The sequence below is a fragment of the Klenkia brasiliensis genome, from assembly GCF_900100695.1.
In the GTDB taxonomy this organism is placed as follows: Bacteria; Actinomycetota; Actinomycetes; order Mycobacteriales; family Geodermatophilaceae; genus Klenkia; species Klenkia brasiliensis.
On sequence record NZ_FNCF01000001.1, the window covers coordinates 599,570 to 611,532 of the forward strand.

Sequence of the window (11,963 nt, forward strand, 5' to 3'; positions counted from 1 at the left end):
AATTCGCACGTGTCGGAGCGGTTGCGCTCCTGCCCGGTCGCGCTGGGTGACCCCGGGTACCGGTGGTACCGGGTTCTCGCAGGTCGACCGGGCGTGTCTCAGACCCGGCGGGTCACGACACCGCGCCCCTCCACACGAGGTACGGGGCACCGGCCTGGTAGCCGACCTGGATCGTGACGTCGCCGCGGTCGGACTCCGGGACGTAGAACACGTAACTCCCCGTGACCGAGTCACCCGGATCCACGGTCCCCCGGAGGGGGTTGGCCTGCGGGTCGTCCAGGAGCGTCGCCGGGACCATGTCCGCGCCGGTGTAGGCCTCGGCGGCGACGGCGTCGAAGGAGACCGGGGCGTCGGTGCCGTTGGTCAGCTCGACGGTGACGAGCAGGGACGGGCCGTCGACGTTGCCGACGCCGTTGCCGCTGCCCTGGACGGCCTCGACCGACACCAGCCGGCCGGTCACGCCGTCGCCGACCGCGGCCTGGTCGGACAGGCCGACCGCGGACAGGGTCGGCGGCAGGTCCGTCGCGTCGGCCGTGGGGCCCGAGGGCTCCGGCGTGGGCGGGTTGGTCGGCGCCGGCTCGGAGCTCACCGGGTCACCGGGGACGGTGGTCGGGGTGGCCGCGGCGGTGTCCTGCCCGCCGTCCCGGGTGGACAGGAACAGGGCGACGGCCGCCAGGACGACGACCACCCCCGCCCCGACCAGGGCCAGCAGCCGGCGGGAGGGCCGCCGGGTGGTGGTGGGCGAGCTCATGACGTCGTCCCGTCCTGGCGACCGAGGGCCGCCATCTCGTTCCGCCAGCGCGGGAGCGCGAGCAGGAGGTAACCGGTGGTGCCGAGGGCCAGCAGGCCGTAGGCGGCGAGGAACAGCGGCGTCGCGCCGAGCAGCACGAACACCAGGCACAGCACGCCGTAGTCGGTCGGCGCGACGAGCAGGGAGCGCAGCACGCTGGGCCGCTCCCCGGGGACGGCGCGGGCCGCCCGGGTGCGGGCGCCGTGCTGGGCGCGCAGGGCCTCGTTGAGCAGGGTCAGCGAGAAGTGGGTGACCGCGACGACGGCGAAGCCCAGCGGCACCAGCAACCAGCCGGGGGCCAGCTCACCGGTGCGGTAGAGGCCGACCAGGACGCAGAGGTGGACGGCGACGACCTTGGCCGAGTCCACCGCGTGGTCCAGCCACTCCCCCGCCGGCGACCCGCCCCCGCGCAGCCGGGCCAGCTGCCCGTCGGCGGAGTCCAGCGCGTAGCCGAGCACCAGCAGGGCGGTGACCAGCACGCCGGTCAGCCAGGTGTGCGGGGCGAGGGCGACGACGGCCAGGCCGGTGAAGGTGCACACCGCGCTCAGGCCGGTGACCGCGTCGGGGGTCAGCCCGCGGTGGAAGGCCAGCGCGGCCAGCACCCGGCCGATGGGCCGGTTGACGAACCGCGAGTAGGCGGGGGCGCCCTTGGCGCCCTTCTGCGCGCCGGCCAGCCGGCGCACGGTGGCGCCGACGGTCTCCCCCGGTTCGGGGCGGCGGGCAGGGGACAGCACGGCGGTCACGCGACGGAGCGCAGGTCGGCCGGCCCGTCGCCCTGCGGCGTCGGCTCGACGACCGGAGGCTCGGGCTGGGTCGCCCGCTTGCCGGCCGGACGGCGGCGCGGGAACTCCCGGGCGGCCAGGCGGCGGGCGAGGTCGGCGTAGCGGGCGGCGACGTCGTCCCAGTCGTAGGCGGCGGCGCGCTCGCGGGCCTGCGCACCGCGCTTGCGGGCGTTGGCCGGGTCGTCCTCGGCGCGGGCCAGCAGCGCCGGGATGTCGCCGGCGGTGGCGAAGAACCGGCCGGCGACCCCCAGCACCTCGCGGTTGAAGGACACGTCGAAGGCCAGCACGGTCGCGCCGGCGCCCAGGGCGCGCAGCAGCGAGGGGTTGGTGCCGCCGACGGAGTGCCCGTGCAGGTAGGTGGTGGCGTGGGCGTAGAGGACGTCGAGCAGGTCCTGGTCCCACACCCCGCCGAGGAACCGGACGCGGCCGTCGGCCAGGCCGTGCACCCGCGCGGTGTACTCGTCGGAGTAGGGGGCCGAGCCGACGACGACCAGCGGCTGGGTGGCGCCGCTGGCGGTGTAGCCCTCGACGATCTCGGCGACGTGGTTCTCGGGCTCGAAGCGGGCGACGACCAGGTGGTAGCCGCGGGCGGTGAGCCCGAGCTCGGCGAGGCGGTCGGCGGGCGGGTCGATGACCGGGGCGCCGTAGGTGATGAGGTCGGTCGGGGCGCCGAACTCCTCGGTGTAGTAGTCGGCGATGCCCTGGGCGTCGGCGATGAGGGCGTCGGACCAGCGGACGGCGAGGGACTCGGCCATCCGGTAGTACTTCTGGCCGGTGCCGCTCCACTTGGTGCGCTTCCACTCCAGGCCGTCGACGTGCGTGGCGACCGGGATGCGCGCGGCGCGGATGACCGGCAGCAGCGGGGCGTTGGCGGCGTTGAACACGAACGCGGCGTCGGTGCGGTGGGTGACCAGGTGGCCGACGGACAGCGCGGTGTGCGACAGGGTCTCCAGCGCGCGCTTGCGGGCGGCGGGCAGGTGCACCAGGCGCATGCCCAGGTGCGTGGCCGGCTGCTCGGCGGACGAGCCGGGGGTGGTGCGGCAGTACACGACGACGTCGTGGCCGGAGTCGGCGAGCCTGCGGCCCACCTCCTCGACGGCCGTCTCGAATCCGCCGTACGCGGCCGGGACACCTCGGGTGCCCACCAGTGCGATGCGCACGGTCGCCTCCATCTGTTCTCGTTGCGGGAGTGCTGAGTCTCGGACCCATCGGCCCTGGTGGAGCCGGTCTGGAGCTGCCCGTCACCCGCCCGGGTGGGGCCGGCTGGGGTTCGTGGGGCGCGCGGGACCCGGATCGGGCGGTGACCTCACCCACACGGAGCAGGCCGCGCCCTCACCCACCGTCACGTGACGGTGCGGACCGGGTGGCGTGGTCCGGACCCGGTGGGGCCGGTTCCGCGCCGTCGTCCGTGGCCGGGGTGTGGACGGCCGGGGTACGGCCGGCGACCGGGACGGCAACAGTGCGTGCGACCGATCACGCTGCGTGCACGCGCGCCGGTGCGCCCACCCGAACCGGTCCAGAACTGGCCCTTCCGGGTGAGACCGGAACCGTGCAGACTGCGCCGGGCGAGCCGGACCGGTCTCGCCGGACTGGACGGGGAGCCCGATGATCGAGACGCGTCGCGCGCGGTTGCACCTGCACTGGTTCCGCCCGGCCACCACCGCGTGGTGCGAGCCGAGCACCCGGTACTCCTGCCGCTGCGGGGCACGCCGGCCCGGCATCTGAGCCGACCTCCCGCGTCAGTAGGCGCCGGAGGAGGACAGCACGGCGCGGCCGGTGCGCCAGAGGATCGAGGCGTCCATCGCCAGCGACCAGTTCTCCACGTAGCGGAGATCCAGCCGCACCGACTCCTCCCAGGAGAGGTCGCTGCGCCCGGAGATCTGCCACAGCCCGGTGAGGCCGGGCTTGACCAGCAGGCGCCGGGTGGTCGAGCCGTCGTAGCGGGCGACCTCCACCGGCAGCGGCGGCCGGGGCCCGACCAGCGACATCGACCCGCCGAGCACGTTGAACAGCTGGGGCAGCTCGTCCAGCGAGAGCCGGCGCAGCCAGCGCCCGACCCGGGTGATCCGCGGGTCGCGGCGCATCTTGAACAGCAGCCCGTCGGACTCGTTGGCCGCCTGCAGCCGCGCCAGCTGCACCTCGGCGTCCACCACCATGCTGCGGAACTTGATCATCGAGAAGGTCCGGCCGTCCTTGCCGACCCGCTCCTGGCGGAAGAGCACCGGCCCGGGGCTGTCCAGCCGGACGGCGACGGCGAGGGCCAGCAGCACCGGCGCGAGCACCAGGACGGCGGCCAGCGCGAGACCGCGGTCGACCGAGGTCTTCACCACCCGGCGCCAGCCCTCGAAGCGCGGCTGCTCCACCGCCAGCAGCGGCAGGCCGTCGTAGGGGCGGATGTGCAGCCGCGGGCCGGCGACCTCGATCAGCCCGGGGGCGACCAGCAGCTCGAGCCCGGTGCCCTCCAGGTCCCAGGACAGCCGGCGCAGGTACTCGGCCGCGGTCTCGCTGGCGCTGGTGACCGCCACGGTGTCCGCCCCGACCTCGAGCGCCAGGGACCGGACGTCCTCCAGGCCGGCCACCGGCAGCCCGGTCACGCCCGCGACGTGCCGGCGGTCGGCGTCGGTGACGCACGCACCGACGACGTCCAGCCCGGACGACGGGTCGGCGGCCAGCCGCTCGGCCAGCCCCAGGACGGCGGTGCCGCGGCCGACGAGCAGCACCCGCTTGGTGCAGCGGCCGGCGCGGCGCAGGGCGCGCAGCCGGGCTCGGGCGACGTAGCGCACGACCAGGGAGGCCACGACCAGGCCGGGAAGCACGACCGCGACGAGCAGCCGGGACAGCGACAGCTCGAAGGCGTAGGAGGTGAACCCGGTGGCGGCCAGCACGACCACCCCGGCGCGCAGCACGCGGGAGAGCTCCTCGCGGCCCAGCGCCGCCACCCGGGCGGCGTACCCGCCGGCGAGGCCGACGAGCACGGGCCACAGCAGCGGCAGCGCCGCGCACACCCAGAACAGGACGTCGCGCGGGTTGCTCCAGGTCTGGGTGACCACGACGACGCCGGCCAGCGCGCCGAGGGCGGCATCAGCGCCGACCAGCCCGGCGAGGTAGCCGCGGACCCAGGAGCCGGGCCGCGGCGAACGGTCGGCGCGGCCGGGGTCGCCGACGGGAGCCGGCGGGCGGAGCTGGTCACCCGGACGGGCGAGGAGTGCACGCTGGGTGACGAACGAGGTGGTCCCGCTCGCGTCCACCGCCGACGGCCCCCCGCCGTGCAGCTCCACCCGCATGCGTCGTCCCCTCACTCGTCGTGACCGGTCGCAGCGGCCCCCGCCGCCGTGACCACGCCATCGGCGGGTGAACACCGCCTGACGTCCGGGCACACAGTGACCGTCCGTGAGGTGTCGGGCAAGGGGTTCCTGCGCGGACCACCCCAACGTGTGCCGACCCACGGCGTGACGGATCGTCACGGAGCTGCTGCCACTACGCCAGGTCACGGACCGGTCGCTCTGAGGTCATCCAGGTCGCCACCCCATCGGGTGGTGCGGAGCACACGGTCGGGGCCGGTGGACCGGCCGCCCGTCTAACCTCGGCGCGACCACGAGACAGGGGACGACCGTGCGCGACGACCAGCAGCCTCCCGACGACCCGGAGCACCACCCGGTCTTCGGCGCGCCCGAGGACGAGGACGGGCCCGCGCCGGCGCCCGGCCGGTCGAGGCGGCGCCGCGCGCTGCGCACCGCACTGGTGTCCCTCGGCGTCCTCACCCTGGTGCTCGCCCTGCTGGTCGGCGGGGGCGCCTGGTTCCTGGCCGACCGCTACGGCGGCAACGTCGCCCGCGTGCAGGACGTCTTCGCCGGCCTCGACCCCGCGACCCGTCCGGCCGCGGCGACCCCGGCGACCGCGACCGACGCCGCGCCGGTGACCTTCCTGCTGGTCGGGTCCGACACCCGCGCCGAGGTCGTCGACGGCCAGCTGCCCGACGCCCGCTCCGACGCGATCATGGTCGCTCGGCTCTCCGGTGACCGGCAGCACGTGCAGTTCATCTCGATCCCGCGCGACTCCTGGGTGGACATCCCCGGCCGCGGCAAGAACAAGATCAACGCCGCGTACGCGTACGGCGGGCCCAGCCTGCTCATCCAGACCGTCGAGCAGCTCACCGGCGTGCGCATCGACCACTTCGCCGCGATCAGCTTCGACGAGCTCATCTCGATGACCGACCAGCTCGGCGGGGTCGACGTCGAGGTCGCCGAGACGACCACGAACGGCCCGTACACCTTCCCGGCGGGGAAGAACCACCTCGACGGCGACCAGGCCCGCTGGTACGTCGGGCAGCGGCACGGCCTGGCCGGCGGTGACTTCGACCGGGTCAAGCGGCAGCAGAACTACCTGCGGTCGATGTTCGGCAAGCTGTTCGCCGCCGGCACCTTCGACAGCGTCGGCCAGGTGGACTCGGTGCTGCGCATCGTCACCGGCTCCGTGGCGGTCGACGACTCGCTGGGCACCACCGACCTGCTCGAGCTGGCGCTGTCGGCGCGCGGCGTCACGCCCGAGGACATCGACTTCTTCACCGCCCCGGTGCTGGGCACCGGCATGGAGGGCGCGGCGAGCGTGGTCTACCTCGACGCCGTCGCCGGGGCCCGCATGTGGGGCTACCTCAACAGCGACTCGCTCGGCCAGAACGCGGCCGAGTTCGCCGACGAGGCGCTACCCGACGTCCCGCGCTGACCCCGGGTCCGGGGTCATCGACGGCAGCCGCCGGCTCCACGGCTCGAACCAGTGCTGCAGGTGCGCGGCGAGCCCGGCGCGCCACGCCTCGCCGTCGTCGGTGCGGCGCCCGTCGCCGTGCAGCAGCGGCCGGCCGTGCGCGGCCTGCACGCCGAACGCGGCGGTGACCAGAGCGGTGGCGATGCCCTTCCGGCGGTGCTGCGGGGCGACGTAGAGCTGGTGCACCAGCCCGCTCCCGGTCCACCACCGGACGGCGGCCACCTGCTGGTCGCCGCGGACCCCGGCGGCCTGTGCGTCGGCCGCGGTGAGCACCTCGCCGTGGGCGTGGCGGGCGTCGGAGAAGGCCAGCAGGGTGGCCGCCGGCGGGTCGGCGGCCGGTTCGTCGAGCTCGACGAACCACAGCAGCGGAACGCCGGGCTGGTTCACCAGCACCCGGTGCACCCGGCCGGCGTCGGAGCGGGTGACCGAGACCGCCCACCCCGGGGGACGGCGGTCGTCGGGCTGCTCGACGTCGCTGCCGAACGGGTACTCGTCGCTGTCGACCCCGGTCAGGGTGACCAGCGCCGGCGAGCCCGGTGCCGCCGGGGAGCGGTACCGGGCCCACCAGCCGCGGGGCTCAGACGCGCTGGCGGGCACGGCGCCGCAGCACGCCGCCGGTGGCCAGCGCCCCGGCGCCGAGGGCGACCAGGCCACCACCGAGCAGCGCCATGGTCTCGACCGGGCCGCCGGTGGTGGCCAGCGCCGGGGCCGGAGCAGCGGCCGGAGCAGGGGCCGGAGCGGCCGCGGCGGCGGAGGTCCCGGTGGGGACGGCGACCGCGGTCGTCGTGGTCGGGGCGGCGGAGGCGACGTCGCCGCCCGGGACGCCCGGCGCCGGGGCACCGCCGGCGAGCGGGCCGGTGACCGACCGGCTGATCTGCGCCGGGGTGCCTGCAGCGGCCTCCTGCGGGGTGGTGACGATGCCGAAGGCGTCCGCCGCGTCCGGGGTGAACCCGGCGGGCAGGTGCTCCGGGGTCAGCAGGTAGCCCTCGGCCGGGAGGAACCAGCCACGGAAGGTCAGCGAGCCGTCCGCGTCGGTGGTCTGCGTGCCGTAGGAGTGCCGGGGCGCGTCCTCGCGGGCGAAGCCGTGCAGCTCGACGACGTCGGGGCCCGGGTCGGTCGTCGTGGTGGTCGGGTCGGTCGTCGCGTCGGTGCTGGTCCCGGCGTCCGACGAGCTGGGGGCCGAGGTGTCCGTGCTCCCGGCGGGGTCGGTGGTCATGGGGGCCGTGGTGGTCGGCGCGGCGGTGGTGGTCGGCGCCGTCGTCGTGGGCTCGGTGGTCGCCGGGAGGCACGCGGCCGGGACCGGGTCGGCGGCGGGCACCGCGGGCACCGGGCCGCCGTCGTGCGGGTAGTCCGGGCCGGTCAGCTCGTAGGCCGCGCAGGCGACCGGCGCGCCGGTGGCGGAGTCGGTGACGGTGGTGACGAGCTCGGTGCGGAACAGGGAGTCGTCGCCGACGACGGCGGAGTGCTGCAGCTGGCCCATCCCGCAAAGGATCGAGTCGCAGATGGTGAAGGTGGCCGAGCCGGTGTTGGCGGCCAGGCCCGGGGAGGCGGTGACCTGGGTGAGCGTGAAGGTGCCGGTCGGCAGCGAGGCGTCCGAGCCCTCGGCCGTGAACGTGAGCCACGGCTCGTCGTCCGCGGCGGGGCCGTGGAAGGTGCAGGAGCCGTCGACGTCGGTGGTGCACTCGTACGTGGTGCCGGTGGCCGGGACGGGGGCGGCCCGGAAGACCCCACCCGACAGGTCGAGGTCAGCGGGGGCCGGGCCGGTCGGGGCGACCTGGACGCTGAAGTCCTTGCCGGTGCCGAAGTCGCCGGTCAGCGGCGCGGCGAGGACGACGTCCGCCTCGGCCCCGGTCTCGGCGGGGGTCTCCTGCAGCGGGACGGGGGTGCCGTCGAGCTCGGCGGGCTGGCCGGCGGCGTCCTGGGGTTCGTCGATGGCGAACGCGGCCGGGGCGCTGATGCCGCCGGCGACGAGCAGGCCGAGGCCGAGGGCCGAACCGCGCAGCACGCGGCGGGTGGTGCGGGGACGCGACAGCGCCACGGTTGTTCTCCTTCGCACGCCGCCGGTCCTCCGGCGGGATCGTGCGCAGCATCGGCAGTCCCCGTGTGTGGACTGTGCAGTTCCGCAGCGAACGGGCGAGCGTCCTGGTTCCGGATTCACACCGGGCACACCCGTCACGGGTGGGCGACCCCCCGGTGACCCGGGTCACCGTGGAAATGTCCGGCTCGTGCACTTCACTCCCGCAGGGGCCCAGCGGCTGACGGGCAAGCTCGTCGCGGAGGTCTCGATGTGGCCGGTGTGGCCCGTCGTCCTCCGCCGCCGACTGCTCGTCGCGGCCGGCCTCCAGCTGGCGCCGACGGTCGACGTGAAGGACCGCGTCCGTTTCGTCAGGCGCAATGTCTCGGTGGGCGACGGGACGCGGATCAACCGCTACAGCTACTTCGAGGACCACGCCGGGGTGCACATCGGCCGCGAGGTCTCGGTGGCCGCGCACTGCAAGGTGCTGACCACGACGCACACCCTGGGCCCCGCGGCCCGGCGGGCCGGCCCGCTCGAGGAGCGGCCGGTCCGGATCGGGGACGGCTGCTGGCTGGGCACGGGGGTGACGGTGCTGGCCGGGGTCACCATCGGCGACGGCTGCGTGGTCGCCGCGGGCTCGGTCGTGACGTCGGACTGCGAGCCGCACGGCCTGTACGCCGGGGTGCCCGCCCGGCGGAAGAAGGACCTGTTGCCTGCCCGGGAGTCGGCCGCGGCGGGTCAGTAGGCGCCCGAGCCGCTCACCACGGCGCGGATGGTCTTGCACAGGATCATGAAGTCGAAGGTCAGCGACCAGTTCTCCACGTAGCGCACGTCGATGCGCACCGAGTCGTCCCACGACAGGTCCGACCGGCCACTGATCTGCCACAGGCCCGTGATCCCCGGCTTCACCAGGAACCGCCGGTGCATGTCGAACCCGTACCGCTCCACCTCGCTCGGCAACGGCGGCCGCGGCCCCACCAGCGACATGTCGCCGCGCACCACGTTGAGCAGCTGCGGCAGCTCGTCCAGGGAGCACCGGCGCAGCACCCGGCCGACCCGGGTCACCCGGGGGTCGGTGCGGGACTTGAACAGCACGCCGTTGCCGTCGTCGGGCGCGGCGATGCCCTCGGCCCCGGCGACCATCGAGCGGAACTTCAGCATCGAGAACACCTGGCCGTCGCGGCCCACGCGCTGCTGCCGGAAGAACACCCCGCCCCGGCTGGTCAGCCCGACCGCGGCGGCGATGCCGACCAGCACGGGCAGCATGAGCAGCAGCGCCAGCGCCGAGGCCGAGCGGTCGACGGTCTCCTTGGCCAGCCGCCGGACACCGCGCAGCTCGGGCTTCTCCATGTGCAGCAGCGGGAGCCCGCACACCGGCCGGATGCGCACCCGCGGCCCGACGATCTCGGTGACCGCCGGGGCCAGCAGCAGCTCGGCGCGGGTCTTCTCCAGCTCCCAGCCCAACCGCCGCAGCCGCGGCCCGTCGAGCTCGGGGCAGGGCAGGACGGCGACGGTGTCCACCTCGAACCGCGCCACGACCCCGGCGACGTCGTCCAGCCCGCCGAGCACGGGGACGCCGGCGAAGACGCTCTGCTCGGGCAGGCCCTCACCGCCGGGCAGCAGGCACCCGACGACGGTGTAGCCGTGGTGCCGCTCGCGCTCGACCTGCTCCTTGAGCGCGGCCACCCCGCTGCGGTGCCCGACGAGGACGGCGGTCTGCAGGTACCGGCCGCGAGAGCGGGCCCGGTGCAGCCGGTCGCGCAGCAGCCAGCGGACGGCGAGGGTCAGCACGGTGGCCAGCGGCAGCGTCACGACGACGAAGCCGCGGGCCAGGTCGAGCTTGAGCGCCCAGGACACCGTGCCCACCGTGGCGAGCATGAGCATCGCGGCGAAGAAGACCCGGCGGAACTCCTCGGCGCCGATCCAGAGGAAGCGCTGCTCGTAGGCGCGGGCGACGAGCATGGCGCCCACCCAGGCCAGCGGCAGGGCGGGCAGGACCCACACGGGCAGGTGGCCCAGCGACCCGGTGCCGAACCGGGCGGCGTAGCCGGCGACCGCCGCGACGACGGCGCACAGCAGGTCGGCGAGGACGACGGAGCGCACATAGCCCGACTGCCAGGAGCGGCGGGCCTCGGTGCCGGCGCCCCGCAGGCGGGACGGCGCGAACAGGCTGCGCCGGACGTCGGACGCGCGCGGCTGCGTCGTCGTCACCTGCACCCCCGTGCGGTCGCCTTCGGGGGACACGTGTCAGGGCCAGGTGGCCGCTCCCCCGGGTGCGGCGCCCCGAGGGAGTGTAGGTGAATGCGAGCCGTGCCCGGTCCGGATCATGGACGTTCCTGTACCGCCACGGGTGTCGTGACGCGGAGTGCGCGGTCCGCGGCCCCGGGTCAGGCGGCGGTGAGCACCTCGGGCTCGACCACGGCGTCGTCGTCGGCCCAGCCGCGGCGGGCCTCCGCCACACGCACCGCGCCGCCGATCGCCAGGGCGAGCAGCAGCCCGCCGAGGACCCAGGCGGCGAGGATGAGGACGATCACCTCCCCACCATCGACCTCCGGGGGGTGGAGCTGTAGCCCCCAGAAGGGGGGTCACGATGGGGTGAGCGGTCACCCAGCGCGACGGTCGACCTCCGGGCCGGCGAGAGCCCGCAGCAGCGGCAGCAGCGCGGCGGCGATGTCGCTGCCCACCTGCGCGTGCACCTCGGGCGGTCGCCGGTAGGGGTCGGTGATGTCGGTGGCGCCGCTGCTCCCCCGCCAGTCGTTGCGCCGCCGGGCCAGCGCGGCCACGAGGTGCCGGCCGCGCTCGTCGAGGTCGGTCGCCGTGGGCAGGTCGGTGGGGCGCAGCAGGCCGAGGACGGCGGAGGCCTCCCGCAGCGTGAACGTGCGGCGCAGGGCGCGGGGGGCGCGTTCGAGCACGGTGCTGCGGTGCCCGCGCTCCAGGGTGAGCACCAGGTCGGCCTGCTCGGCCATCCAAGGCAGGAACGCGCGTGCCCCGAAGCCGTCGGCGTCGCCGCCGAGCCCGGCGAGGACGACGGCGGCGTCGGGGTCCATCGGTCGGCCGACCAGGGCGCCGGTGCCGGCGCTGGTGGCGGTCAGCCCGGGGACGTCGGCCTCGGCCGCGAACGCGGTGGTGAGCCGTTCGGCCAGCGGGGAGCGGCAGATGTTGCCGGTGCAGACGAAGAGCAGGTGCACCGCTCAGCCCCGGCGGGCGTAGGCGGCCAGCGCGATGACCAGCAGGAACACCACCACCGGGACGGCGACGGCGAGCCAGACCGAGACGACGAGCAGCAGGCCGGCCAGGACGACGGTGAGGACGGTGGTGAGCACGGCGAGCAGGACGACGGCGGTCCAGCCCAGCGCGGTCATCACCGGACGGCGGGCGCGGGTGGGCTCCTCGGCGCGCGCCTCACCGGAGGCCGCGCGGCGGAACCCGCAGACCTTGCAGCGCTCGTAGACCTTCTCGTGCGCGTCCCAGAACGGGTTGACCTTCGCCAGCCCGGTGCGGACGTCGCGGGAGCGCATGAGCCGCAGCTCCTCGCGCTCGCACCGCGGGCAGCGCACGGCGGCGCGGGACAGCACCACCCGCACCCGGTCCTTCACCCCGTCGGCCATCACGA

Annotated in this window: 12 protein-coding genes; 2 read left to right on the forward strand and 10 right to left on the reverse strand. The window is 75.5% G+C overall.

Annotated features, from left to right (window positions below):
* Positions 1-112: 112 nt before the first annotated feature.
* From BLT39_RS03015 to BLT39_RS03030, 4 genes are all read right to left on the reverse strand, one after another.
* Complete coding sequence (locus BLT39_RS03015; protein ID WP_091058318.1) at positions 113-751, reverse strand: DUF4352 domain-containing protein; 639 nt, start codon at positions 749-751, stop codon at positions 113-115.
* A complete protein-coding gene (locus tag BLT39_RS03020; RefSeq protein ID WP_091058321.1) occupies positions 748-1,533 on the reverse strand; it encodes a CDP-alcohol phosphatidyltransferase family protein in 786 nt (261 codons plus the stop codon). Before BLT39_RS03020 ends, BLT39_RS03015 begins: the two co-directional genes overlap by 4 nt.
* Positions 1,530-2,732, reverse strand: coding sequence for a DUF1972 domain-containing protein (locus BLT39_RS03025; protein WP_207507537.1), 1,203 nt, complete (start codon positions 2,730-2,732; stop codon positions 1,530-1,532). Before BLT39_RS03025 ends, BLT39_RS03020 begins: the two co-directional genes overlap by 4 nt.
* Before the next feature lie 579 nt (positions 2,733-3,311).
* Positions 3,312-4,856, reverse strand: a complete 1,545-nt coding sequence (locus BLT39_RS03030; RefSeq protein ID WP_091058328.1) for a sugar transferase — start codon at positions 4,854-4,856, stop codon at positions 3,312-3,314.
* 328 nt (positions 4,857-5,184) lie between these two features.
* Between BLT39_RS03030 and BLT39_RS03035 the strand changes: the two genes are divergently transcribed.
* Positions 5,185-6,294, forward strand: a complete 1,110-nt coding sequence (locus BLT39_RS03035) for an LCP family protein (protein WP_091058332.1) — start codon at positions 5,185-5,187, stop codon at positions 6,292-6,294.
* Here BLT39_RS03035 and BLT39_RS03040 read toward each other — a convergent pair.
* Together BLT39_RS03040 and BLT39_RS21980 are read right to left on the reverse strand one after the other, a co-directional pair.
* Positions 6,274-6,930: a GNAT family N-acetyltransferase gene (locus BLT39_RS03040; RefSeq protein WP_131801387.1), complete on the reverse strand. Its 657-nt coding sequence runs from the start codon at positions 6,928-6,930 to the stop codon at positions 6,274-6,276. The two genes, BLT39_RS03035 and BLT39_RS03040, sit on opposite strands and share 21 nt — an antisense overlap.
* Complete coding sequence (locus BLT39_RS21980) at positions 6,911-8,371, reverse strand: hypothetical protein (RefSeq protein ID WP_091058339.1); 1,461 nt, start codon at positions 8,369-8,371, stop codon at positions 6,911-6,913. Before BLT39_RS21980 ends, BLT39_RS03040 begins: the two co-directional genes overlap by 20 nt.
* Positions 8,372-8,558: 187 nt before the next feature.
* Here BLT39_RS21980 and BLT39_RS23230 point away from each other — a divergent pair, with 187 nt between their 5' ends.
* Positions 8,559-9,095, forward strand: coding sequence for an acyltransferase (locus BLT39_RS23230; protein WP_278246931.1), 537 nt, complete (start codon positions 8,559-8,561; stop codon positions 9,093-9,095).
* Here the strand turns inward: BLT39_RS23230 and BLT39_RS03055 are convergent.
* From BLT39_RS03055 to BLT39_RS03065, 4 genes are all read right to left on the reverse strand, one after another.
* Positions 9,089-10,561, reverse strand: coding sequence for a sugar transferase (locus BLT39_RS03055; RefSeq protein WP_242658115.1), 1,473 nt, complete (start codon positions 10,559-10,561; stop codon positions 9,089-9,091). The two genes, BLT39_RS23230 and BLT39_RS03055, sit on opposite strands and share 7 nt — an antisense overlap.
* Before the next feature lie 176 nt (positions 10,562-10,737).
* A complete protein-coding gene (locus BLT39_RS22195; RefSeq protein WP_165640105.1) occupies positions 10,738-10,884 on the reverse strand; it encodes a hypothetical protein in 147 nt (48 codons plus the stop codon).
* Between the two features lie 69 nt (positions 10,885-10,953).
* Entirely contained in the window at positions 10,954-11,538 is a 585-nt protein-coding gene (locus BLT39_RS03060) for an arsenate reductase/protein-tyrosine-phosphatase family protein (RefSeq protein ID WP_091058341.1), read from the reverse strand.
* A gap of 3 nt (positions 11,539-11,541) precedes the next feature.
* The gene (locus tag BLT39_RS03065; protein ID WP_091058344.1) at positions 11,542-11,958 is read right to left on the reverse strand and encodes a hypothetical protein; all 417 of its coding nucleotides are present in this window, start codon (positions 11,956-11,958) and stop codon (positions 11,542-11,544) included.
* Positions 11,959-11,963 lie beyond the last annotated feature (5 nt).